21 protein-coding genes are annotated in these 22,050 nt (G+C 74.1%); 18 read left to right on the forward strand and 3 right to left on the reverse strand.

The genetic code is table 11. The features are described from left to right. The first annotated feature begins 5 nt into the window (after nucleotides 1-5). From ACWGKQ_RS31445 to ACWGKQ_RS31520, 16 genes are all read left to right on the forward strand, one after another. Nucleotides 6-3,242, forward strand: coding sequence for a non-ribosomal peptide synthetase (locus tag ACWGKQ_RS31445; RefSeq protein ID WP_453295391.1), 3,237 nt, complete (start codon nucleotides 6-8; stop codon nucleotides 3,240-3,242). After that, entirely contained in the window at nucleotides 3,239-4,807 is a 1,569-nt protein-coding gene (locus ACWGKQ_RS31450) for an amino acid adenylation domain-containing protein (RefSeq protein ID WP_453295392.1), read from the forward strand. The genes ACWGKQ_RS31445 and ACWGKQ_RS31450 overlap by 4 nt, the downstream gene beginning before the upstream one ends. Further along, nucleotides 4,804-5,559, forward strand: coding sequence for an SDR family NAD(P)-dependent oxidoreductase (locus ACWGKQ_RS31455; protein ID WP_453295393.1), 756 nt, complete (start codon nucleotides 4,804-4,806; stop codon nucleotides 5,557-5,559). Before ACWGKQ_RS31450 ends, ACWGKQ_RS31455 begins: the two co-directional genes overlap by 4 nt. Nucleotides 5,560-5,565: 6 nt before the next feature. Further along, nucleotides 5,566-6,846 (forward strand): glutamate-5-semialdehyde dehydrogenase, encoded by a 1,281-nt coding sequence (locus ACWGKQ_RS31460; protein ID WP_453295394.1) that lies wholly within the window; start codon nucleotides 5,566-5,568, stop codon nucleotides 6,844-6,846. 80 nt (nucleotides 6,847-6,926) lie between these two features. Next, complete coding sequence (locus ACWGKQ_RS31465; RefSeq protein ID WP_453295395.1) at nucleotides 6,927-7,250, forward strand: acyl carrier protein; 324 nt, start codon at nucleotides 6,927-6,929, stop codon at nucleotides 7,248-7,250. Beyond that, nucleotides 7,247-8,662 (forward strand): TrpB-like pyridoxal phosphate-dependent enzyme, encoded by a 1,416-nt coding sequence (locus ACWGKQ_RS31470; RefSeq protein ID WP_453295396.1) that lies wholly within the window; start codon nucleotides 7,247-7,249, stop codon nucleotides 8,660-8,662. Before ACWGKQ_RS31465 ends, ACWGKQ_RS31470 begins: the two co-directional genes overlap by 4 nt. After that, complete coding sequence (locus ACWGKQ_RS31475) at nucleotides 8,659-9,852, forward strand: acyl carrier protein (protein WP_453295397.1); 1,194 nt, start codon at nucleotides 8,659-8,661, stop codon at nucleotides 9,850-9,852. Before ACWGKQ_RS31470 ends, ACWGKQ_RS31475 begins: the two co-directional genes overlap by 4 nt. Nucleotides 9,853-9,929: 77 nt before the next feature. Then, nucleotides 9,930-10,202 (forward strand): acyl carrier protein, encoded by a 273-nt coding sequence (locus tag ACWGKQ_RS31480; protein WP_453295398.1) that lies wholly within the window; start codon nucleotides 9,930-9,932, stop codon nucleotides 10,200-10,202. Continuing rightward, on the forward strand, nucleotides 10,199-11,392 hold the full coding sequence (locus ACWGKQ_RS31485) for an acyl-CoA dehydrogenase family protein (protein WP_453295399.1): 1,194 nt from the start codon (nucleotides 10,199-10,201) through the stop codon (nucleotides 11,390-11,392). Before ACWGKQ_RS31480 ends, ACWGKQ_RS31485 begins: the two co-directional genes overlap by 4 nt. Beyond that, on the forward strand, nucleotides 11,385-12,485 hold the full coding sequence (locus ACWGKQ_RS31490) for an acyl-CoA dehydrogenase family protein (RefSeq protein WP_453295400.1): 1,101 nt from the start codon (nucleotides 11,385-11,387) through the stop codon (nucleotides 12,483-12,485). The genes ACWGKQ_RS31485 and ACWGKQ_RS31490 overlap by 8 nt, the downstream gene beginning before the upstream one ends. After that, nucleotides 12,482-13,123: a 4'-phosphopantetheinyl transferase family protein gene (locus tag ACWGKQ_RS31495; protein ID WP_453295401.1), complete on the forward strand. Its 642-nt coding sequence runs from the start codon at nucleotides 12,482-12,484 to the stop codon at nucleotides 13,121-13,123. Before ACWGKQ_RS31490 ends, ACWGKQ_RS31495 begins: the two co-directional genes overlap by 4 nt. After that, on the forward strand, nucleotides 13,120-14,052 hold the full coding sequence (locus ACWGKQ_RS31500; protein ID WP_453295402.1) for a hypothetical protein: 933 nt from the start codon (nucleotides 13,120-13,122) through the stop codon (nucleotides 14,050-14,052). The genes ACWGKQ_RS31495 and ACWGKQ_RS31500 overlap by 4 nt, the downstream gene beginning before the upstream one ends. Beyond that, entirely contained in the window at nucleotides 14,042-15,640 is a 1,599-nt protein-coding gene (locus tag ACWGKQ_RS31505; protein ID WP_453295403.1) for an amino acid adenylation domain-containing protein, read from the forward strand. Before ACWGKQ_RS31500 ends, ACWGKQ_RS31505 begins: the two co-directional genes overlap by 11 nt. After that, the gene (locus ACWGKQ_RS31510; protein ID WP_453295404.1) at nucleotides 15,637-16,164 is read left to right on the forward strand and encodes a flavin reductase family protein; all 528 of its coding nucleotides are present in this window, start codon (nucleotides 15,637-15,639) and stop codon (nucleotides 16,162-16,164) included. Before ACWGKQ_RS31505 ends, ACWGKQ_RS31510 begins: the two co-directional genes overlap by 4 nt. Continuing rightward, nucleotides 16,165-17,436 carry an MFS transporter gene (locus tag ACWGKQ_RS31515; protein ID WP_453295405.1) on the forward strand — a complete coding sequence of 424 codons (1,272 nt, stop codon included), beginning with the start codon at nucleotides 16,165-16,167 and terminating at the stop codon, nucleotides 17,434-17,436. Further along, entirely contained in the window at nucleotides 17,433-18,248 is an 816-nt protein-coding gene (locus ACWGKQ_RS31520; RefSeq protein ID WP_453295406.1) for a thioesterase II family protein, read from the forward strand. The genes ACWGKQ_RS31515 and ACWGKQ_RS31520 overlap by 4 nt, the downstream gene beginning before the upstream one ends. On the opposite strand, the gene ACWGKQ_RS31525 is transcribed toward ACWGKQ_RS31520, so the two are convergent. From ACWGKQ_RS31525 to ACWGKQ_RS31535, 3 genes are all read right to left on the reverse strand, one after another. After that, on the reverse strand, nucleotides 18,235-19,059 hold the full coding sequence (locus ACWGKQ_RS31525; RefSeq protein ID WP_453295407.1) for an AfsR/SARP family transcriptional regulator: 825 nt from the start codon (nucleotides 19,057-19,059) through the stop codon (nucleotides 18,235-18,237). The two genes, ACWGKQ_RS31520 and ACWGKQ_RS31525, sit on opposite strands and share 14 nt — an antisense overlap. A gap of 113 nt (nucleotides 19,060-19,172) precedes the next feature. Then, a complete protein-coding gene (locus ACWGKQ_RS31530; protein WP_453295408.1) occupies nucleotides 19,173-19,700 on the reverse strand; it encodes a hypothetical protein in 528 nt (175 codons plus the stop codon). Nucleotides 19,701-20,028: 328 nt separating this feature from the next. Continuing rightward, complete coding sequence (locus ACWGKQ_RS31535; protein ID WP_453295409.1) at nucleotides 20,029-20,970, reverse strand: helix-turn-helix transcriptional regulator; 942 nt, start codon at nucleotides 20,968-20,970, stop codon at nucleotides 20,029-20,031. Nucleotides 20,971-21,217: 247 nt separating this feature from the next. Here ACWGKQ_RS31535 and ACWGKQ_RS31540 point away from each other — a divergent pair, with 247 nt between their 5' ends. After that, on the forward strand, nucleotides 21,218-21,487 hold the full coding sequence (locus ACWGKQ_RS31540) for a hypothetical protein (protein WP_453295410.1): 270 nt from the start codon (nucleotides 21,218-21,220) through the stop codon (nucleotides 21,485-21,487). Between the two features lie 288 nt (nucleotides 21,488-21,775). Further along, nucleotides 21,776-22,036: a response regulator transcription factor gene (locus ACWGKQ_RS31545; protein ID WP_453295411.1), complete on the forward strand. Its 261-nt coding sequence runs from the start codon at nucleotides 21,776-21,778 to the stop codon at nucleotides 22,034-22,036. Nucleotides 22,037-22,050: the final 14 nt, after the last annotated feature.

Below are 22,050 nucleotides of genomic sequence, written 5' to 3' on the forward strand. Positions count from 1 at the left end.
CGAACATGGTGGAGCACGACGATTCGATCCCGGTGACGGCATCGCAGCGCGATCTGCTGTTCATCCAGGAGGCCGCGAGCCGCAAGGACCTCTACAACAACAGCTTCCGCATCGTCTTCGACGGTGCGGTGGAGACCGCCCCGATGCGCTCGGCGCTGGAGCGGCTGGTGCGGCTCCAGCCCGCGCTGCGCACCGAGTTCCGCATGGTCGAAGGGGAGCCCCGGGCACGGCTCGCCGCGCCCGGGGCCGTCCCGCTGGACGTCGTGAGGCATGAGGGTCCCGCCGAGGAGTGGGCGGACTTCCTGCGCGCCCGGACGGAGGAGTTCGTCCGGCTGCCCCTCGATCTCGCCGCCGCGCCGCTGTGCCGGTTCCGGCTGGTGACCGCGGCGGACGGCGGAAGCGGTGCATGCGGCCCGACGGCGCTGCTGGTGACCGTGCACCACACGGTGAGCGACGGGGTGTCGGTGCGCGTCCTGGTCGACGAGATCTGCGACGGATACCGGCTGGCTCTCGGCCGGCCGGCCGCGGGGACCGGGCAGGGCACGTCGCGCGAGGAGCGTGAGCGGTGGCTCGTGGCGGAACTCCGGGCCCAGCACAGGGCCGCCGAGGCCGCGGTGGCCGCCGGTGAGGCCGACGTACTGGCGAAGACCCTGACGGGGGTGGCGCCCACCACCCTGTATCCCGTCCCGGGGCGCCCGCAGGACACGGAGTTCCGCGCCGCCCGGCTGAGCGTGCTGCTTTCCCGGCCGCAGCGCACCCAAGTGGAGCGCACGGCACGGGAGTTGGGCACGACGCCGTACGCCGTGCTGCTCGCCTGCTATGCGCTGCTGCTCGGTGACTACGCGGGCAACCCCGAGGTCGTCGTGGGCAGTCCCTTCGCCACCCGGCGCACCATCGGCGCGCACCGTCTGTGCGGGTTCTTCGTCAACACCCTGCCGATGGCGCTGCCCGCCCGGGACGTGCCGTTCGACGAGCACTGCCGCACGGTGTCGTCGACGGTGCGGGACACCTGGCGCCGCCAGTCGGTGCCCTTCGACGCCCTGGTGGCGCGCACCTCCCCGGACCGCTCGGGCAACCGCAATCCCGTCTTCCAGTGCATGTTCGCCATGCAGGACGAGCTGCGCACCCGTGTGACGCCCGTGCCCTGGGTGGAGGGCCGGGTGGAGATCCTCGACAACGGCTCGGCCAAGTTCGACCTCTGGCTGGGCGCCACCCCCGTCGAGGACGGATTGAGAATCGAACTGGACTACGACCAGGACCTGTTGCCGGCGTCGTATGCGCAGCGTTTCCTCGCCGAGTTCCAGGAACTGCTGCTGCGGGCGGTCAGGGCCCCGTCGACGCGCACCGGCGCCCTGCTGGCGGGCCTCGCCCCGCGCCGGAGCCGGGTGGCGGGTGCGCTGCGCCTCGGGGCGTCGGCGGACGCGGAGGCGGAGCACGGTCTGCTGGGCCTGGTCCTGGCAGCGGCCCGCCGGTACCCCGGGAACGTGGCGGTGGCCGAGCCCGGCGGTCCGGAGCTGACCTACGCGGAACTGCGGGAGCGCACGGCCCGGACCGCCGCCGGGCTGGCGGCGCGCGGCGTGGGACGCGGCGACACCGTGGCGATCGTCCCGGAGTCGCTGCCGGACGCGGTGGTGGCGATGCTCGCCGTGCTGTGGTGCGGCGCCGCCTACCTGCCCGTGGACACCTCGCTGCCGGCCGAACGGCTGGGCTACATGCTGGAGCAGTCCGGGTGCCGCTTCGTCATCGGAGACCGGCCGGTCGTGGCCGGCGAGCCGCCGCGCGCCACCGCGCACCGGCTCCAGGACGAGGGGACGGGCCGTCCCGCGCCGGACCTCCCGGACGGCTCCGACCCGGTCTACATCATGTTCACCTCCGGGTCCACGGGCCGCCCCAAGGGCGTCCACATGGGCCAGGACCCGCTGGTCAACCTGCTCCACTGGCAGCTGCGCGAGCTGCGCATGGGCCCCGGAACGCGCTTCCTGCAGTTCGCGCCGCTCGGCTTCGACGTCTCCTACCAGGAGATCTTCCCGACCCTCGCCCGCGGCGGGACGGTCGTCGGTCTCGGCGCGGTGGATCGCCGGGACCTGGGCGCGGTGGCGGGGATCGCCGAGCGGGAGCGGCTGACGCACCTGTATCTGCCCGTCGCCGTGGCGGGTGCCTTCTCCGGAGCGGTGATCGAGGCCGGACTGCGGCTGCCGGCCCTGCGGTTCGTGTGCGTCTCCGGTGAGCAGCTGCATCTGGACGCCCGGGTGCGGCGGCTGCTGGCCGAGGACCCGGAGCGCGAACTCGTCAATCTGTACGGGCCGACCGAGACCACCGCCGTCACCTGGCACGTGGTGCGCGGCGACCGGCTGCCCGCGCACGACCACGTGCCGATCGGCCGCCCGGTGCCGGGCGTGGACGCCCATCTGCTCGGCCCGGACGGCCGTGACGTGCCGCCGGGCGCGGTGGGCGAGCTGTTCCTGGGCGGCGTGTGCCCCGCGGTGGGGTACGTCAACGACCCCGCGCGCACCGAGGCCGTCTTCCTGCCCGCGCCCGGCGCCGCCCCGGGCAGCGGCGCCCGCGTCTACCGCACGGGCGACCTCGCGCTGCTGGCGGAGGACGGTGCCCTGGTCTTCCTCGGCCGGCGCGACGCCCAGGTGAAGGTGCGCGGGCACCGGGTGGAACTGGGCGAGATCGAGGGCACGGCACAACGTCTGCCGGAGGTTGCCGCGGCGGTGGCCGCGGTGCGGGGCACGGGCGAGCAGGCCGCGCTGTGCCTGTTCGTACGGCCCGCACCGGGCGCGGCGCCCGACGAGCGGCGCATCCGGGCGCACCTGGAGCAGACGCTGCCGTCGTACATGATCCCCCGTCACCTCCGGACGATCGAGACGGTGCCGCTGACCCCGAACGGGAAGGTCGACCGCAAGGCTCTGCTGGCCGCGTTCGAGGCCGGCACGCTGCGCGGCGTGGCCCTCGGCGGACCGGTGTCCGGCTGGGAACCGACCAGCACCGAGGCCATGGTCCGCGCCCTGTGGGCCCGGCTGCTGGGCAGCGAGCCGAGCGGACCCGACGAGTCCTTCTTCGCGCTCGGCGGCAACTCCTTCGACGTCCTGCGGTTCGTGGGCTCGGTACGGGAGACGACCGGCAGGTCCCTGGCCATCGGCGACTTCTTCCGCCGCCCCACCATCCGCGCGCTGGCCGCGCACCTCGACGGGGACGCGCGGGATCCGATGCGGGGCGAGGCGGAGGCACGGGCATGACGACGACGGTGGAACTGATCGAGGAGCAGGTCCGGCGCGGCCCGGAGAAGACCGCGGTGATCTGCGGTGCCGCCCGGCTGAGCTATCACGGGCTGTGGACCGGCGCCGAGGCGGTGGCCCGCGAACTGACCGCGCGGGGCGGTACGGCCGGTGACACCGTGGCCGTGCTCGCACCGGGCAACGAACGGTTCATGACCGCGGTGCTGGGTGTCTGGCTGGCGGGCATGTCCTGGACGCCGCTCGATCCGGGCTGGCCGGCGCAGCGGCTGCGGCACGTCCTGGCGGACACCGGCGCGCCGGCCGTGCTGGACACCGGGGCCCCGGGCGCCGGACGGGAGCTGGCGGGTGTCCCGGTACTGAACGTGGGTGCGCTCCTGGAGGCCGGCGAGGGTGCGCTGCCGGCGGCCGACGGGGGTGCGCTCCTTGCGGCCGACGGGGGCCGGGGCTCGGCGGGCGTGCACCGGGCCGCCGACGGCGACCTCGCCTATGTGATCTACACCTCCGGTTCGACGGGCGCTCCCAAGGGTGTGTGCGTGGAGCACGGTCCGCTGGCCGCGCATCTCGCGGGCGCGGTGGAGGCGTACGGCCTGGCCGGCGACGACGTGCTGCTGTCCTTCTCGGCGCCGGCGTTCGACGCCACCGTCATGGAGATGTGGGCCGGGCTGGTGGCCGGCGGCACGGTGGTGCTGCGCGGACCGGCGCTGTGGACCGGGCCGCAGTTGTTCGAGCGGGTGCGCGCGCACGGGGTCACCTACGTGGGCTGCACCACCGCGTACTTCGAGACGTTCTTCGGTGCGGAGCTGAGCGAGTCCCAGCAGGTGGCGCTCGGTGGGCTGCGCGGCATCTTCTTCGGCGGGGAGGCGCCCAGCGCCGCCGTGGTGCGCCGGTGGGCGGCGGGCCCGCTGGGCCGCATCCCGCTGTGCAACGGCTACGGACCGACCGAGGCGGTCATCGCGGCCACCCGCTACTGGGTCCGGCAGGGGTGGAACGGCGGCGACCAGGTGCCCATCGGCACCTGTGTCCCCGGCCATGAGGCGGTGGTGCTCGACGGCGACGGCCGGGAGACCGCCGAGGGCGCCACCGGAGAGCTGTACCTGGGCGGGGTCTGCGTCGCGCGCGGCTACCTGAACCGTCCCGATCTGACCGCGCAGCGGTTCGTACGGCTCCCGGGCCGGGCGGGCGTCTTCTACCGCACCGGCGACCTGGTCACCCGCAGGAACGGCGAGCTGTACTTCGTGGGCCGGGTCGACCGGCAGGTCAAGATCCGCGGGTTCCGTATCGAGCCGGAGGAGATCGAGGTCGTCCTGCGCGCTCTGGAGCAGGTGCGTGGCGCCGTCGTCGGGATCGCTCCCGGCCCGGCCGGCCGGGACCGGCTGGTGGCGTACGTGGTACCGGACGGCCCGGTGGAACCCGAGCGGTTCGCCGCGTCGGTCCGCGACGGACTGCGGGCCAGGTTGCCCGCGTACATGGTGCCGGAGGCCGTCGAGGTACGGCAGGACCTGCCGCTGGGTGCCACCGGCAAGGTGGACCGGGCGAAGGTCCTGGCCGGGGCGGCCAAGCCGTGAGCGCCGCGGCCGGCGCTCCGCTGGCGGTGGTCAGCGGCGGCACCCGCGGTATCGGCCGCGCGCTGTCCGAACGCCTGGTCCGGCTCGGCCATCGGGTGGTGGCGCTGTACGCCGCGGACGAGGCGGCCGCGCGTGAGCTGGAGGCCGATCTCGGCCCCGGTGTCCGTACCCTGCGCGCGGACGTCACCGATCCGGACGCCGTCGCCGGCGCCGTGGCACAGGCGGTCGGGGAACACGGCGCGCCCCGGGTGCTGGTGAACAACGCCGGCGTCAACATCGACAAGCCGTTCCTGCAGAGCACCGCCGCCGAGTGGCGCCGGGTGCTGGACACCAATCTGTCCGGCGCCTTCCATCTCACCCACGCGATGGTGCCGCACCTGCTGGCCGCCGGGCCGGGCGGCACCATCGTCAACATCGGTGCGACGACCGGCATCAGACCGCGCACCGACGGGGCCGCCTACTGCGCCAGCAAGGCCGGTCTGCTCCAGCTGACCAAGTGCCTGGCGCTGGAGCTGGCGCCCGCCATCCGCGTCAACTGCCTGATTCCGGGCTTCACCTGGACCGCCGAGGTCGTCAGCCGCTTCGCGCTCGACGACGAGGAGGCCCGGGAGTCCGTACTGCGCCAGATCCCGCAAGGACGAATCGCCTCCACCTCCGAGATCGCCGATGCCCTGGAGTTCCTGGTGAGCGCTCGCAGCGCCTACATCACGGGCCAGAAGCTGATCGTCGACGGTGGCCAATTCATGTGGTAGGTAACCATGATCGAAGAAGCCGCCCGTGCGGCACGCGAGGCCTGTGCGCAGGCACCCGCCGTCGGCGACCCGGCCTACCGGAGCTACTGCCGCCGGCTGGCGGAGCAGCTGACCGTCCGGTGGCCGCTGATCCGCAAGGCCAACGAGGAGGACGTCTCCGCGGCCGGGCGCCGGGGCCTGCCGCCCACGCTGGTGGACCGGCTCCGGCTGGCCGACCGGCACCTGGAGCTGCTGACCGGGCTGGCCGACGAGGTGTACGAGGCGCTGCCCGGTGCCACCGCGCCCGGCCCCGAGCTGCCCATCGGTGAGTGGGGCAGCCGCCGGCAGATTCCCAAACCCCTCGGCGTGGTGCTCATGGTGTACGAGGCCAGGCCGACCGCCACCATCGAGGGCGCCCTGCTGTGCGTGGCCACCGGCAACGCCGTGCTGCTGCGGGGCGGGAAGGAGATCGCGGCGACCAACGCCGAGCTGGCGGTCGCCGTGCGCACCGCGGCCGAACTCGCGGGCCTGCCCGGCGCCATGGCCACCGTCCTGGACGATCCGGACCGCTCACAGCTGCGCTGGCTGCTGTCCCGGCCGGACGCCGTCGACGTGCTGGTGCCCCGGGGCAGTCCGTCGCTGATCGACTACTGCCGTACGGCCACCTCCATCCCGGTGATCGCCAGCGGCGGCGGGGTCAACCACCTGTTCGTGGACCGCAGTGCCGACCTGCGCCTGGCCGCCGACATCGCGCTCAACAGCAAGCTCTCGGAGCCGACCGCGTGCAACACGCTGGAGCTGGTGCTCGTCGAGCGCGCGGTGGCCGGGGAGTTCGCGAGGCTGCTGCGCGCCGCGGCCGGCGGTCACGACGGCCCGGTGACGCTGCGCATGGACCCGGCGCTGCCGCCCGCACCCGAGGGCGCCGGGACGGCCGCGGACACCACGCGGATCCGCGAGGAACCGCTGGCCGCCCATGACTTCGGGCGGGAGTTCCTGGAGCCCGCGCTCGGGGTCCTCGTCGTCGACGGCATCGACGCGGCGGTGGCCCACGTACGCCGGTACGGCTCGGGGCACACCGAGGGCGTCGTCGCCACGGACCCCGCCGCGATCGCGGCCTACGCGGCCTCGGTGGACGCCGCCGCGCTGATAGTCAACGGGTCGCTGCGCCTGCACGACGGCCCGACGATGGGCCTCGGCCCCGAACTGTCCATCTCCACCGGCCGGCTGCACGTGCGCGGCCCGGTCGCCCTGGACTCCCTGCTGACCCGTCAGTGGGTCGTCTCCGCCAACGGCACGCTGCGCCGGTGACCCGTCGCGCAGCCCCGCTGCCCCGCTTCCTCCAGTCCGCCCCCGCCGGGTGTCCCCCGGGATCGAGAAGGGCCCAGCTCATGTCCGTCCACACTCCCGCCTCCTCCGCGCCACCCGCCGCCGTCCCCTCGGGGGCACCCGACCGCGACCGGATCGACCAGGCGGTACGCCGCCTGGTCGTCACCGAGTCCCGGCTGTCCGTCGACCCGCGGTCGATATCCGATGACGAGCCGCTCAACGGCGAGCTGCTGAAGGTCAACTCACTGGGGTTCCTCGGCATGCTGATCCGCCTGGAGGACGACCTCGGCATCGCGCTCCCCGACGACCTGTTCGTCGGCCGCACCTTCACCACGGTCGGCGATCTGGCCGCGCTGGTGACGACGGCGGCGGAGACGGCGCGATGAGCGGGCGGCCGACCACCCGCGAGCCCGGGACGGGGACGACGGGTCTGCCGGGGCGGTGGCGCAGCGTGCTGCCGCACCTGGACGAGCCGTTGCCCGATGACCTGCCGCCCGAGGCCGCCGCCACCGGTTCCGGCGTCCACATCAACCTGCCCATGGAGCTGGTCCGGCAGAGCCTGCAGACGCGGGAGTTCTGGGACATCCCGCAGGAAGTGGCCGACGCCTACCGCTCGTTCCGGCCCACACCGCTGTGGCGGGCCCGGGCCTTCGAGGAGGCGATCGGGGCCCGGGTGCCGGTCTGGGTCAAGTACGAGGGCGGCAACATCTCCGGCAGCCACAAGCTCAACACCGCGCTGGCGCAGGCGTACTACTACAAGCGGGCCGGTGTGCGGGAACTCGTCACCGGGACCGGCGCCGGGCAGTGGGGCACCGCGCTCGCCGCGGCCTGCGCGATGTTCGGGCTGCGCTGCACCGTCTTCATGGTCGGGTCCAGCCTGACGAAGAAGCCGTACCGGGGTGTGCTGATGCGGCTGCTCGGGGCCCGGGTGCACGGCAGTCCCAGCGGGCTGACGGAGGTCGCCGCGGCGGACGACGGCACCCGGGGCAACAGCCTGACGCTCGCCATCGGAGAGGCCGTCGAGTACGCCCGCAACCAGCCGGGCGCCGCGTTCTGCATCGGCAGCGGCGAGACGTACAGCATCCTGCACCAGTCGGTGATCGGCCTGGAGTGCGAGGAGCAGCTCGCCGCGCACGACGCCGAGGTGGACACCGTGGTGGGCGCGGTCGGCGCCGGTTCCAACTTCGGCGGTATCGCCCTGCCCTTCTTCGCCTCCGCACGGGCCGAGGGCCGCCGCCCGCCCCGGCTGGTGGCGGCCGAGTCCGCCGCGTCACCGAAGCTCAGCCAAGGTGTCTACGCGTACGACAAGACGGACGCGACGGGCACCGCCCCCCGTGAGGCGATGTACACCATCGGCAGCGAGTACCGGATCCCCGACTCCCACTCGGGCGGCCTGCGCTACCACGGCGCCGCCAAGGTCGTGTCCGCCCTGCGGCACGCCGGCCGGGTCGAGGCGGTCGCCGTCGGCCAGGTGGAGGCGCTGGAGGCGGGCCGGCTGTTCACGACGCGGGAGATGGTGCTGCCGGCCCCCGAGTCGGGCCACGCGCTGGCGGTGGCGGCCCGGCTGGCCGGTGCGGGCGGTCCCGCGGGTGCCGGGCGCGGCGTGCTGGTCTGCCTGAGCGGCCACGGGTACCTCGACCTCGGGGCCTATCAGCAGCTGCTGGCCGGGGAGTTGTCGGACAGCGATCCGGACCCCGCCGGGCTGCGGGACGCGATGAACGCGCTGCCGCTCGTCGGAGACGGCGCGGGCGGTCTCGTCGGAGCCGTCGCCGGCGCCCGGACCGGGGGTGCGTCGTGACCGCCCTCGGAACGGAACCGGGAGCCCTTCCCGCCGTGGCGGAGGACACCGCGGCCCGGGTACGGGCCGAGGCGCTCGACTGCCTCCAGGCCAACCTCGCCGTCCTGGCCGACCGCGAGCACGGCCCGGGCACCCACCTGCGGCTCGGCGCCCGGCTGGATTTCTCCCCGGCGGCGGGGGCCGGGCCGCTGCCCACGGTCGAACCGACGCCCGACGCCCAACTCGCCCGCGCCCAGGAGCTGCTGGGCCTGGCCGTGACCGAACGCGCGCAGGGTGTGCCCGGCGGCGAGGCCGCCCGTGCCGGGGCGACGCTGTACGTGATCGCCGACGCCTACCATCTGCCCTGGGTGCCGTACCACGGGCACAAGCACGTCGAGCACAGCTTCCTGATCGAGCCGGCGGGCGACGACCTGGCGGTCGTGGACGCCTACCACAACGACACCCAGTGGGGCCCGGCCCGGCCGGTGCGCCGGCTGGTCACCCGCGACCGGCTCGCGCAGGTGCTGGACGGTCTCCCGCAGGGTGTGGAGACCGTACGGCTGGACCGCCGCCCTCTGCCTCCCGCACCCGAGCCGGTGTGCGTCCCGGCCGGCGAAGCGGCGATCACCGGGTACCTGGACGCCTACGCCGAGCACGGCGACCGGGTCGCGGCCCTGGAGCGGTTCACGCTCGAGACCTGGCTCCTCGCCCGCTCCCGGCATCTGCACGCCGCGTACGCCGCAGAGCGTCGGGGAACACCCGGTTCCCCGACGCCCCGGGTGCGCGAGCACCTGGAGCGCTGGGACGGCGTGGTCGAACACGCCTATCTGGCCTTCCGCCGGGTGGCCCGCGGCCGCGCCGAGCCCTCCGGTGTGCTGGCCCGCGCGGGCGAGGCGCTGCGCGCGGACGGCGAGGTGTTCGGCGCGGGGCCGGTCCCCGCCGTGGGCGCCCGTACCGACCCGGCGCTGCGGGCGGGCGTACGCGCGACCGTCGCCTCGGTGCTCGGCATCGCGGAACACCTGCTGGACGACGGGGAGCTCACCCGGTTTCCCGAGTTCGGCTCGCTGCGCATGGTCGAGATCGTGGAGCGTCTGGAGCAGTGCTTCGGCGTCGAGTTCGCGCCCGAGCACCTGGTGCCCGAACGCCTCTACCGCATCGACGACCTGTGCGCGCTGGTACGCGCATCGCCGCCGGCGGCCACCCGCTCCTGACGCCCCCCCGTGACGAACCGCCCGAGCCCTGCCCTGCCGACCTGCCTGAACCCCCTCAGCGAAAGGCCCGAACCACGATGGACGCTCGTTTCACCGAGACGCTCAAGCCGTTCCTGCCGTTCCTCGACGGCGACCCCATCACCCCAGACACCCCGCTGCGCGATCTGGGCCTGGACTCCATGCAGGCCATCGAGCTGATGTTCGCGCTGGAGGACGCCTTCGGCGCGCCGCTTCCCGACGAGGCCCTGGTCGAGGAGACGTTCCGTACCGCGGGCAACCTGTGGGCGGCGCTGCGGCCCGCGCTCGGTGACGCCGCGGCGGACGCCGGCACCGTTGCGGAGGCGGCATGACCGCGCCCGCGACGGCCCCTTCCGCCCTGGTCCGCGAACTCGGTGCCGAGATCGCGGAGGTGTGCGCGGTGGCCGAGAAGCACGCGGCCCACAGCGACGAGGCGGCGGAGTTCCCCGTCGCCGCGCTGGACGCGCTGCGGCCCCGTCTGCTGGGCCTGCTGGTGCCCGCCCGGCACGGCGGGCTGGGCGGCGGGCTGGACGACCTCCTCGACGTGACCCTCGCACTCGGCCGGGCCGACATGTCCGTGGCGATGGTGTTCGCGATGCACTGCCAGCAGGTGGCCGGAATCGTCGAGCACGCCGGTGAGCGGCTGGCCGGCGAGTTGCTGCCGCGGATCGCGGCCGGGCGGATGTACCTGGCCTCGGTGACCACCGAGGAGGGCAAGGGCGGCCATCTGCTCACCGCGAAGGCCCAACTCGGCGCGGAGCCCGGGTGGCTGGCCGTGGACAGGTTCGCGCCCGTCGTCACCGGCGGGCTGCACGCCGACGGATACCTGATCACGATGCGCAGCCCGCGGGCCCGCTCGGACGGCGAGGTGTCGCTGGTCTTCGCGGACCGCGACCAGCTGGAGGTCACGCCGTGCGGCGGCTGGAACCCGATGGGCATGCGCGCCAGCCATAGCGCGCCGCTGCGGCTGACCGGCCGGCTGCCCGAGGACCAGGTCGTCGGCGAGCACGGCAGGTTCCGCGAGATCGCGGTGAACACCTTCGGCCCGCTCGCCCACCTGGGCTGGTCGGCGGCCTGGCTGGGTACCGCGAGCGGCGCGCTGGCCAGGGTCCTGTCCGTGCTCCGGGGCAGCCCCGGGCGCCGCAGCTCCGATCTCGGTTCGGAACTCCTGCTGACCCGGCTGTCCTCGGCACGCCAGCGGCTGGACACCGTACACGCGCTGCTGCGGCACACGGCGGCCATGGTGACCCGGGCGGCCGAGGACGGCACGGACCTGTCGCATCCCAGGCAGCAGCTCCTGCTGAACGCCCTGAAGATCACCGCGTCCGAGCAGTGCCACGGCGCGGTCGACGACCTGGTGACCGCGGTCGGCCTGCGCCACGGCTACCTCAGGGACTCGCCCACCGGCCTGGAGCGTGCCCTGCGCGACCTGCGGTCGGCCGCGCTGAACTACGGCAACGACCGGCTCCACCTGGCGGACGGCAGGCTGGCCCTGCTCGACCCGGAGGTGCGCTATGTCTGAGGGGCACAGCGTCCTGCCGCCCGGCGCGGACGCCCGGAGCGTCGTGGCGGCGCTCGGCCGTACGGGCGTCACGGACCGGCTGTACCCGAGCGGGCCGGCCGGCGCCCTGGACGCGGTGCTGCTCAGACGTCTGCTCGCGGAGGCCGACGCCCGCGGCCCGCAGGGTCTGGTGCTGGCCCTCCTGGTCCAGCTGGCCACGGCCGTTCCGCTGCTCGCCGACACCGCCTCGACCTCCGTGGCCGAGAAGGTGCTGCGCTCGGCACTCGACGGCGAGGCGCTGCTGGCGCTCGCGGCGACCGACGAGGGCACCGGCTCGGACCTGGCCGGACTCGGCACCCGGGTCCGCATCGCGGATCCGGGTGCGGACGACGGGGGCGCCCCCGTCACGGTGGACGGCGGCAAACGCTGGGTCACCTCGGCCACCACCGCCGACCACGCGCTGGTGCTCGCCCGCCACCGCCCCGGCCGCCACTTCACCAGCTTCACCTGGGTGCTCGTGCCCCTGGACGCCCCCGGCGTCACGATCCGTCCCGCGAACACCACCCTGTTCCAGGGCTCGGGGGTCGGGCACGTGGAGTTCCGCGACGTCCGCCTCGGGCGCGAGCACCTGCTCGGCCGCCCGGGCCGCGGCCTGGCCCTGTTCGCCCGGCACATCGCCGTGGAACGGCTGGCCTCGGCGGCCTGGGGCGTCGAGCTGTGCCGCAGGGTGATCGCCGGGACCGCGCGGCACCTGGGCCGCCGGCACGTCGACGGCACACCGCTGGACCGGCATCCCTCGGTACGGCAGCGGCTCGCCGAGTGCACGGTGCGGACGGCCGCCCTGCACGCGCTGTGGACGACCTCGTACGACCGGATCGCCACCGGTCACGACGGGGCCGCGGCCGCGGTCCTCAAGGCCGCCTCGGGCACGGTCGCCGAACACGTCCTCGGCGTGTGCGCCCAGTTGCAGGGCGCCGACGGCTTCGTCTCCGGCGGCATCCAGCAACTGCGCTCCGAGGCCGCGCTGTTCGGCATCGGCGGCGGCGCCACCGAGGTCGTACTGGACACCGTCGCGGACCGGCTGCTGCCCGTCCTGGAGGGGCTGACACCATGACGCCGCCGCCGACGGAGGCCGCGCCCGGGGTGTGGGTGACGCTCGCGCACGGCCACCCGCCCGCCGGGCACCTCACCGACGCCGACCTGGCCGGCGCGGCCGGACTCGCCGAGGTGCGCGCCCGGGAGCACCTCGCGGGCCGCCGGGCGCTGCGCGGCCTGCTCGCCGCCCGGTTCCCCGAGGCCCGCGACGCCGAGGTGGTCTACTCCCGGCTCGGGCGGCCCGGACTGGCCGGCTGGCCCCGCATCGGGATCAGCGTCAGCCACGACGGGGACGCGGTGGCGGCGTGCGCGGCCCTGGACCACGCGGTCGGGCTCGACGTGCAGCACGCGCCACCGGATCTGACGGACGCCCTGGTACGCCGCTGCGCCCGGGAGCGGGCCGGTCAGCTGACCGGGCTGCCGGCGCGGCGCCGCTCCTGGGAGTTCGCCTGGATGTGGACCGTGCAGGAGGCCTGTGTGAAGGCCGCGGGCACCGGCCTGTCCGGCCGGCCGTGGGCCGTCGACGTGCCGTTGCCGGCCGTGCGCGGCACCTGGCACGGCTACCGCTGGATCAGCCTGCGCCGGCACGCCTCCGTCCCCTTGAGCTGTGCCTACACCCGACTGCCCGCGCCGCACACCGGACCGGAGGCCCGATGACCACCCCGCTCGAACTGAGCTGCTACACCGCGAACCTGGTGCCCTACCTGGAACCGGACCGCCCGGCGGTCCGTGCCGAACTCGCCGACGCCGTCAGGCTGTCGGTGCGCACCGACCCGCCCGAGGGAAACATGGCGTTCACCCACCACGACCGGGTCGACGTGGACGAGGAGGGACACGGACTCGCCTACCGCGGCAGCGACTCGTGGGACGCGGCCCGGCAGGCGCTGCTGGCGGAGTCACGGCGCCGGGGGCGCGTGCTGGCCGTCGGCAACACCCGGTACCTGCCGTGGTCGCCGTCGTACGGCGGTACCGAGACACCGCACTGGCTGCTGGTGGCACGGGACACCGACGGGCGGTGGACCGTCCGGGACACCTTCCACGCGCTGACCCCGCACGGGGCCCATGAGCCCTGGGAGGGACGGCTGACCGACACCGGACTGCGCACGCTGCTCACACCCCCCACGGCCCTGACGGCGGAGGCGGCCAACCGTGACCGCTACGCGCTCGGCCGGGAGGTGCCGACGACGGCGGGTGGCTTCCGCTGGCTGGAGCCGGCCGCCGGCCGGGACGGCCCGGCGGATGCCGAGCCCGGCCGCTGGATACGCGGGACGGTCGCCGTACTGCGCCATGTCGCGGACCGGGTGTGCCAGGACGCGACCGCGCTGGCGCGTCACGCGGACGACCTGTGGACGGCCTGCCGCCACCAGCGCTACCGGCTGGCCGCCGGGCGGAGCGCGGGCGCGGCGCAGACCGCGGCGGTGCGCCGAGCGGCCGCCGCATGGGCCGAACTGCCGCGCGCGGTGCGCTTCGCCGTCACCTCCGCCGAGCGGGGCCGGCCACGCCCGGCCCTCGTGGAGAAGGCGTTCGCGGAGCTCACCGACGCCGTGACGGAGCTGGAGAGGAGGGGCGGACCCGATGGGGACTGACGAGAGCATGTACGGCCGGTTCGCCGCCACGGTGCGCCGGCACCCGGACGCCGTGGCGCTGGAGGTGAGCGGTGAGACGTACCGCTACGCCGAACTGGACGCGCTGGCGGGGCGGTTGGCCGCGGCGCTGGTGGGCGCGGGAGGCGGCCGGGTGCCGCGCCGGGTGGGGTTGCTGGCCTCCCGCACGGTCACCGCGTACGCGGGGTACCTGGCCGTGCAGCGGCTCGGTGCCACCGTCGTGCCGCTGAACCCGGCCTTCCCCACGGCCCGCAACGCGGCCGTCGCCGAACGCGCCGAGCTGGACCTCGTCCTGGCGCAGGACGACCAGGTCCACGCCGGACTGCCGGTGCCGGTCGTCGTCGCCGACGCCGGACCCCGGGGAGCGGGGGACGTCGCGGTGCCCGCGGTCCGGCCGGTGCGCGGGGACGACGTCTGCTACATCCTGTTCACGTCCGGCTCGACCGGGGTGCCCAAGGGGGTGCCGGTCCGGCACCGCAATGTGGCGGCCTATCTGGACCATGTCGTTCCCCGGTACGGACTCGGGGTGGGGGCCCGGCTCAGCCAGACCTTCGACCTGACCTTCGACCTGTCGGTCTTCGACCTGTTCGGTGCCTGGGCGTCCGGAGGCACGGTCGTCGTGCCCGGCCCGCACGACCTGCTCGCGCCGGCCCGTTTCGTGGCGCGGGAGCGGATCACCCACTGGTTCTCGGTGCCCTCGGTCGTCTCGCTCGCGGCACGGCTGCGCGGTCTCGCCCCCGGGAGCATGCCGCACCTGCGCTGGAGTCTGTTCTGCGGTGAGCCGCTCACCTTCGGGCAGGCCGCGGCCTGGCAGGCGGCCGCCCCGGCGAGCGTGCTGGAGAACCTGTACGGGCCCACCGAACTCACCCTGAGCTGCTCGCAGTACCGGCTGCCCGCACAGGGCACGGACACGGCGGCCCGGTCGGGGGCGACGGTACCGATCGGCACCCTCTACCCGGGCCTGGAGCACCTTGTCATCGACGAGGCGGGCCGGCCGGCCGCGGAGGGCGAGCTGTGCGTCCGTGGCGTCCAGAGGTTCCCCGGTTACCTCGATCCGCGCGACAACCGGGGCCGTTTCGTGCGGTTCGAGGGCGGGCCGGCCACCGTGGTCGAGGAGACGGCCGCGCCGGACGAGAGCCTGTGGTACCGCACCGGTGACCGGGTGCGGGTGGCCGACGGCGGCCTGCTGCACGTCGGCCGCCTCGACCAGCAGGTGAAGGTGCACGGCTACCGCGTCGAACTCGGCGAGATCGAGACCGCGTTGCGCCGGGGCCCGGGGGTACGGGACGCCGTCGTGGTGGCCGTGCCGGGGCCCGGCGGGCAGACCCTGCTGGAGGCCGCGTGCACCGGGGACGGCGTGGACACCGCCGGGCTGCTGGCCGCGCTGCGGGCACGGCTGCCCGCGTACATGGTCCCCCGCTCGGTCACCGTCCTTCCCGGTCTCCCGCTCAACGCCAACGGCAAGACGGACCGCGGGACCCTGCGGCGAACCCTGGCGTCCCGGGAGTCCGGCGCGCCGCGCACGGACGGGACGACGGCGGCGGCCGCCCACGAAGAGAGGACATCATGACGGCGATCACCGAGGAATCCGTCACCGGGCCGTCGGGCGGGGACGCCGGGACGGTCCCGCCGGCCGTGTTCCGCGAGGCGATGACCCGTTTCGCCAGCAGCGTCACGGTGGTGACCGCCTACGACGGCGGTGACCCGGTCGGCTGCACCGCCACCGCGGTCTTCTCCCTGACCGACCGGCCGCCGACCATGCTGGTGTCGCTGGCCTCGGGCAGCGGAACGCTCGGGCACATCCGGGCGGCGGGCCGCTTCGCCGTGAACGTGCTGCCCTGGCGGCTGCGTACGCTGGCCGAACGGTTCGCGCTGCTGCCCTCGGGACAGCGTTTCGCCGGAGTCGCCCACACCGGGCGGTGCGGCGCGCCGCTGCTCACCGGTGCGGTGGCGGGTGTGGTGTGCGAGGTCACCCGGTCGGTGCCGGTGGGGGACCACACCCTGGTGATCGGGCGGGTCCTCCATGCCGAGACCGACGACGGTGCGGCGCCCCTGGTGCACTTCGCGCGCCGGCAGACCCGTCCGGAGGCCTGAATGGCGGCGACCTCGGCCCGCCCGACGGTCCCGGCCGGCAGCCGGACGGGGATCCGCAACACCTGGATCCTGACGGTCTTCACCGCGGTCACCAACCTGGCCGACGGCGTCACCAAGATGGTCGTCCCGCTCCTGGCGGCCCGGGTCAGCGGCTCCCCGCTCGCCGTGTCGGCCGTGGCCCTGTCGCTCACCCTGCCCTGGCTGCTGACCTCGCTGCACGTCGGAGTACTGGTCGACCGCTTCGACCGCCGGCTGCTGCTGTGGCTCGCGGACGGTGTCCGCGCGGCCGCCGTATTGGTGCTGGTCGGCTCGGTGGCGCGGGGCGGCGCGGGCATCGGGCTGCTGTTCGCCTGCGGGTCGCTGCTCGGCGTCGCCGAGGTGGTGGCGCTCACCGCGGCCTCGTCGCTGGTGCCGGCGGCCGTGCCCGCCCCGGGCCGGGAACGCGCCAACGCCTGGATGGCGGGGGCGGAGACCGTGTGCAACCAGTTCGCCGGTCCCCTGGTGGGCGCGGCCCTGCTCACCGCGGGCACCGCGACGGCGCTGGGCGCGACGGCCGGCACCTATGTGGCGGGCACACTCGTCCTCGTCCCGCTCGCCGGCGTCTTCCGGCCGGCCGGCCGGCCCGCCGGCCCGGTCCCCTCCGTCCACGCCGACATCCGCGTGGGCCTCGGGTTCCTGTGGGGCAGCAGGGTGTTGCGGACCATGGCGCTCACGCTCACCGTGATGTGCGCCTGCTGGGGCGCGTGGCTGGCTCTGATCCCGCTGGCGGCGACCCGCTCGATGGGCGCCGACGACGGCCGCTACGGCGTGCTGATGAGTGCGCTGGGCCTGGGCGGCGTGGTCGGCGCGCTGACCGTGGCCCCGGTGAACCGGCTGCTGGGCCGCAAGTGGGCGATGTTCGCCGACCTCGCCGGGACGCTCGTCCTGGTCGCCACGCCGTGGCTCACCTCGTCGATCGCCCTCAACACGGGCGCGGCGTTCCTCGGCGGCATGGGCGGGGTCCTCTGGTCGGTCAACTCCCGCACCATCGGCCAGACGCTGGTCCCGGACGCCCTGCTGGGGCGCTACACGGCCGCCCTGCGGATGTTCAGCTGGGGCGCGCTGCCGCTGGGCTCGGCCCTGGCCGGCGTCCTCGCGCAGTGGGCCGGCCTCTCCGCCGCGTTCGCCGTCTTCGCACTGGCCGCGGCAGCCGTCGTCGTCCCGTTCTTCCGTCTCATGCCCGCCGGGGAACTGACCGGCGGGCCCCCGCACACCGGAGGGAACCCCCTATGAGCAGGCACACCGGCGGCCCGTCGACGCGCGGCGCCTGGCTGCGCCGGTACGGAGCCGCGTCCACCACGGCCGAGGCCACCCTGGTCTGCCTGCCGCACGCGGGCGGCGCGCCGACGTTCTTCCGTGACTGGCCGGGGCTGTTCTCCCCCGCGCTGGAGGTGGTGTCGGTGTGCTATCCGGGGCGGCAGGACCGCTTCGACGAGCCGTGCATCACCGACATGGCCGAGATGGCCGGGGAGGTGGCCGCCGCGCTCGCGCCGCTGGCGGACCGGCCGCTGGCCGTGTTCGGGCACAGCATGGGTGCGGCCGTGGGGTACGAGGCGGCGCGGCTGCTGCGGGCGCGGTACGGGATCCGGCTGTCGTACCTGTGCGTCTCGGGCATGGTCCCCCCGCACCGGGTCCCCCGTGGCACCCGCCACCTGGCCGGGGACGAGGCGCTGGCCGCCGACATCCTCGAACAGGGGGGCACCGATGCCCGGATGCTGGCCGACGACGAACTGCGGGCCTTCGTCATGCCGGCGATCCGCGCGGACTACCAGCTGATGGAGACCTACCGGCAGGTCCCCGGCGGCGAGGTGCTGGACACCCCGATCGTCGCCTACTACGGGCGGCAGGACGCGGACACCACGGCGCCGGTGATGCGGGAATGGCAGCGCTGCACCCGCGCGACGGCCGAGACCAGGTCCTTTCCGGGCGGGCACTTCTATCTCCAGCAGGTGCAGCAGACGCTGGCGGACGACATCGGGCAACGGGTCCTCGCGTCCGTGTCCGGGGCACGCGCGGCCGGGCCGGCCCGGGTCAGCCCGCGCTGAGCAGGGGCGAAGGGCCTGCGATGCCCGCGGAGCCGCCCAGGGCCAGGTCCGGGCTCTGGGCGAGGATCGCGGTGTGCAGGGCGCGCAGGCGCGCCGAGGGCTCGATGCCGACCTGTTCCACCAGGCCGGCGCGGAGCGCCCGGTAGACGGTCAGTGCCTGGGCGGCACGTCCGGAGCGGTAGAGCGCCAGCATGTACTGGGCGTGCAGGTTCTCGTGGGCCGGGTGACGGGTCGTCAGTCTGCGCAGTTCCGGCAGGAGTTCGAGGTGCAGGCCGAGACGCAGCTCGGCCTCCGTGCACTTCTCCAGCAACGTGAGGCGCTGTTCCTCCAGGCTGGTGACGTGCGGCTGGAGCCAGGGGCCGGCGGGGGTGTCGCCGAGCACCGGCCCCCGCCACAGTTCGAGGGCGGCGCGCAGCGCGAACGACAGCTTGCGGTCGTCGCGCGCGAGTTCCGCCTGCCGGGCGCCGCGCAGCCGGTGCTCCAGGTCGTGCAGGTCCAGCGCGCCCTCACCGAGCCGCAGCATGTAGCCGCGGCTGTGGGTGACCAGGATCTGCTTGGCCGCGCGCAGCGAGCCGACCGAGGGTGCGGCGGCCAGGGCCTGCCGCAGGTGCAGCACTCGGGTGTGCAGGCTCTGGACCGCGCTGGGGGGCACGTCGCCGGCCCACAGTTCGTCCATGCACATGTCCTGCGAGACGGGCGTGTCGGCGTTGAGGACGAGGAGCGCGAGCAGGCTTCGCGTCTTGGGTGCCGAGGGGATGTCCCGGGGACCGCCGTCATCCAGCGCGAGCGATCCCAGCACAGTGAACTTCATGGATGACCCACCTTTCCTTCCGCCACGGATCGTCGTCCGCCGGACGGGCGAAAGGTAGTCACGGGATCACGGTCCCCCCGGTCCTCTTCGGCACCGGGGCCGGGCCGCAGGCGTCACCAGACGGGCGGGTGCAGCGCCAGCACCTGCAGCGTGCACGGCGCGTGCACGCCGTTCAGCGTGTAGACGAATCCGCAGGGCACGTAGAGGGCCTCCCCCACCCGCAACCGCAGCTCCAGGGCGTGGTCGAGGACGGCGCCGTCCTGTCCGGGTGCCGACGGCTCGACCCGTCCGCCGCAGCTCCCCTGCACGGGGAGCAGCACCAGATCGGTCTTGGCCGTGTCGCCGGTGTGCTGTGCGCCCGTGGGCAGCACGATGAACGAGCTGTCGACCTCGCAGCCCAGCAACTCGCCCAGGGCGGAGGCCACTTCCGCCGTCCCGGCGGAGACCCGCTGAGGCTCCTGCGCACCGGGGACCACGCCCTGGGACAGCACCTCGCGCGCCCCCGCCACCACGGCGTCGATGCCCTCCGGCCAGACCAGGGCCGGACTCTTGTCACGATGGACCGACAGACACAGGGCGAGGTCCCTGACGAGGAGTTCCAGATCGGCTCTGCCCGTGACTGGGGCTGATTCGTAGTCCACGTCCACTCCTGCTCCCCGCAGCGCCCGCACTCCCGCGTGCCGTGGTGGCCGCGAACCCGCCGACGGCGCGTACGCCCCGCATGCACGGCAAGCCCGGCCCGAGGGGCGGCGTGCCCGCATGCGGCGTTCGCGCGCGGACGGCCGTTGGTCACGCACGGAACATCCGGGAAGGGACAGACCTGCTGTTCTGTCGCCACATGGCCGCAGGATCGAGTGGCGCGTCGCGTCGGCCCCGTACCTGCGGTTTGCAGGAACTCTCTTGCATGGGGCGGGGTTTGGGCAGTCCCGGGTTCACGGTACCGGATCGTCGGCTCGGGCGCTGCGGGCCTCAGTCACCGGGGGCGGCGTCCGCGGTCCCGTCCCCGAGCAGGCCCTGCTGTGCCGCGAGTACGCCGGCCTGGAAACGGCTCTCGGCCCCGAGGGTCTCCATGATGTCGGCGATGTGCTTCCTGGCCGTGCGCAGGGACATGCCGGTACGGCGGGCGATGGTCTCGTCCTTCAGGCCCGCGGCCAGGAGCCGCACGATCGTCCGGTCGATGTCCTTGGCGACGAGTTCGAGGCCGTCGGTGGCGGCCTCCGAGAACGGCGCGGCCTGCGTCCACGTGTGCTCGAACACCTCGCACAGGTAGTGCACGACCGAGGGTTCGCGGATCACCACCGCACCCCAGGTGTCGCCCCGTTCGGGGATGAAGGCCATTTTGCGGTCGAAGACGATCAGCCGGCCGAACAGCTCGTGCACGGTGCGGTACTCGGCGCCGTGCGAGGACACCAGGGCGACATAGGCCTGGCTGGGGCCGTTGAAGCGTGCCGTGTGGTGGTACAGCGTGCGCATCCGCACCCCGCGGGCGAGCATCGCGGTGTCGCGGGCCAGGGCCTCCTGGAGGACTTCCGGCACCCGGTTCCCGCCGGGCTGGCTGGTGAGCATCTCCTCGGCGCACTCCTCGGAGGCCCGGTTGAGCGCGGCCCGTACCTCCTCCAGTCCCGGTATCACCTCCAGGTCGACCGACCCCCGCCGGAGGCTGTCCAGGTAGTGGCCGCGCAGATCGGCGAACTGGTCGCGTATGTGGTGCAGTTCGGCCTGCCGGACGCGGATCGCGGCCTCCATGGAGGTGGTCACGACGGTGGCCACCAGGTCCGGGTCCACCGGGCGCAGCCGGTCCGGTTCGGCCGGGTCCGCCCTTAACAGGCCCAGTTCCGTCAGGGAGACGACGGCCGCGTCGACTTCCTCCCGGTCCAGTCCCAGCTCCCGCGCCGCGCGGTCGGGGTCCATCCTCTCGTTCGTCGCCACCCATCTGTAGAGAGCGATCTCCCCGTCAGTGGGCCGCGCAGGCGGTTCGGTTGACCTGTTTTCATCCGCTTTGAACATTACGTCCCCTGGTCGTCTTGCTGCGGGGCAGCTTGGTGAGCACCGTGATCCATGGCCAGAGCGATTACCGCACGCGATTCTTGAAGCACCGGAGACCGAACACATCGGAATATCCGGTTCCGTTGCAGAGCGCAGAGAAGGATGGCCCGAGATGAAATTCTCCCGTTCAGCCGCCGCAGCCCTGGCCGGCGCACTCCTCGCCCTCGGGGCGGTTGTCGGGGTCGCGCATTCCTCCCCCGAAGTGCCGTCCAAGTCTTCCTCGACGACATCTCATTTCACGGTCGAGGCCGGGACCGGGGACAGCGGCTGGGGTGGGCGCGGGCTCAGCGCCTCGGCAGCGACGGTGACGCACGCCGTGGTGGCCGGCGACGCCGTCACGATCTCCGCGGACGACAGCGGCTGGGGCGGCTCGGCCGGCTGAGGCCGTCCCCACAAGTGCCCCGGCGGCCCGCAGCCGCATCGCGCTGCACGACGCCCGTAGCGGTGACAACGGACCCGGGACCGCCGGCAAGGCCGGCTCCGCCCGCTGTTCAAGGTCAAGGTCGGCGGTCACCACTCGGCCAGAACTCCCCCCACGTCACCCTGCCCCCGGCTTCACCCTAGCCCAGGTCACCGGCGGTCACCCCGAGGACCGGCAGGAAGGCACGGGCGGCACAGCCCGACCGGCGCGCCAACGAGAGGGGCCGGCCGCGAGGCCCCTTGTCCCGCCATGAAAGGCACAGTTGTGAGTCCATTCGCCGCAGAAATCCTGGAACTCCTCAGCGACCGCGAGTTGGAGGTGCTCGGCTACCTCGCCGAAGGCCACACCTATTCCTCCATTGCACGGAGAATGAATCTCAGCCCGCACACCGTGGACACCTATCTACGCAGAATCCGGGGAAAGGCGGGAGTCAGCAACCGCGCACAGCTCATGACTCTGGCCCTTCAGACCTCCTTCCAGCGCCACGAATTCGGCATCACACAGGTATGAGGCTCCGCCGTCGT

It is taken from the genome of Streptomyces sp. NPDC054770 (genome assembly GCF_053611985.1).

What these genes read in the sequence shown, in the direction of transcription:
- ACWGKQ_RS31525 (WP_453295407.1), bottom strand. Translation starts at nt 19,059, where the DNA reads ATGAAGTTCACTGTGCTGGGATCGCTCGCGCTGGATGACGGCGGTCCC.
- ACWGKQ_RS31490 (WP_453295400.1), top strand. Translation starts at nt 11,385, where the DNA reads ATGTCTGAGGGGCACAGCGTCCTGCCGCCCGGCGCGGACGCCCGGAGC.
- ACWGKQ_RS31540 (WP_453295410.1), top strand. Translation starts at nt 21,218, where the DNA reads ATGAAATTCTCCCGTTCAGCCGCCGCAGCCCTGGCCGGCGCACTCCTC.
- ACWGKQ_RS31450 (WP_453295392.1), top strand. Translation starts at nt 3,239, where the DNA reads ATGACGACGACGGTGGAACTGATCGAGGAGCAGGTCCGGCGCGGCCCG.
- ACWGKQ_RS31520 (WP_453295406.1), top strand. Translation starts at nt 17,433, where the DNA reads ATGAGCAGGCACACCGGCGGCCCGTCGACGCGCGGCGCCTGGCTGCGC.
- ACWGKQ_RS31505 (WP_453295403.1), top strand. Translation starts at nt 14,042, where the DNA reads ATGGGGACTGACGAGAGCATGTACGGCCGGTTCGCCGCCACGGTGCGC.
- ACWGKQ_RS31465 (WP_453295395.1), top strand. Translation starts at nt 6,927, where the DNA reads ATGTCCGTCCACACTCCCGCCTCCTCCGCGCCACCCGCCGCCGTCCCC.
- ACWGKQ_RS31545 (WP_453295411.1), top strand. Translation starts at nt 21,776, where the DNA reads ATGAAAGGCACAGTTGTGAGTCCATTCGCCGCAGAAATCCTGGAACTC.
- ACWGKQ_RS31510 (WP_453295404.1), top strand. Translation starts at nt 15,637, where the DNA reads ATGACGGCGATCACCGAGGAATCCGTCACCGGGCCGTCGGGCGGGGAC.
- ACWGKQ_RS31535 (WP_453295409.1), bottom strand. Translation starts at nt 20,970, where the DNA reads ATGGACCCCGACCGCGCGGCGCGGGAGCTGGGACTGGACCGGGAGGAA.
- ACWGKQ_RS31460 (WP_453295394.1), top strand. Translation starts at nt 5,566, where the DNA reads ATGATCGAAGAAGCCGCCCGTGCGGCACGCGAGGCCTGTGCGCAGGCA.
- ACWGKQ_RS31445 (WP_453295391.1), top strand. Translation starts at nt 6, where the DNA reads ATGGTGGAGCACGACGATTCGATCCCGGTGACGGCATCGCAGCGCGAT.
- ACWGKQ_RS31515 (WP_453295405.1), top strand. Translation starts at nt 16,165, where the DNA reads ATGGCGGCGACCTCGGCCCGCCCGACGGTCCCGGCCGGCAGCCGGACG.
- ACWGKQ_RS31480 (WP_453295398.1), top strand. Translation starts at nt 9,930, where the DNA reads ATGGACGCTCGTTTCACCGAGACGCTCAAGCCGTTCCTGCCGTTCCTC.
- ACWGKQ_RS31470 (WP_453295396.1), top strand. Translation starts at nt 7,247, where the DNA reads ATGAGCGGGCGGCCGACCACCCGCGAGCCCGGGACGGGGACGACGGGT.
- ACWGKQ_RS31495 (WP_453295401.1), top strand. Translation starts at nt 12,482, where the DNA reads ATGACGCCGCCGCCGACGGAGGCCGCGCCCGGGGTGTGGGTGACGCTC.
- ACWGKQ_RS31485 (WP_453295399.1), top strand. Translation starts at nt 10,199, where the DNA reads ATGACCGCGCCCGCGACGGCCCCTTCCGCCCTGGTCCGCGAACTCGGT.
- ACWGKQ_RS31500 (WP_453295402.1), top strand. Translation starts at nt 13,120, where the DNA reads ATGACCACCCCGCTCGAACTGAGCTGCTACACCGCGAACCTGGTGCCC.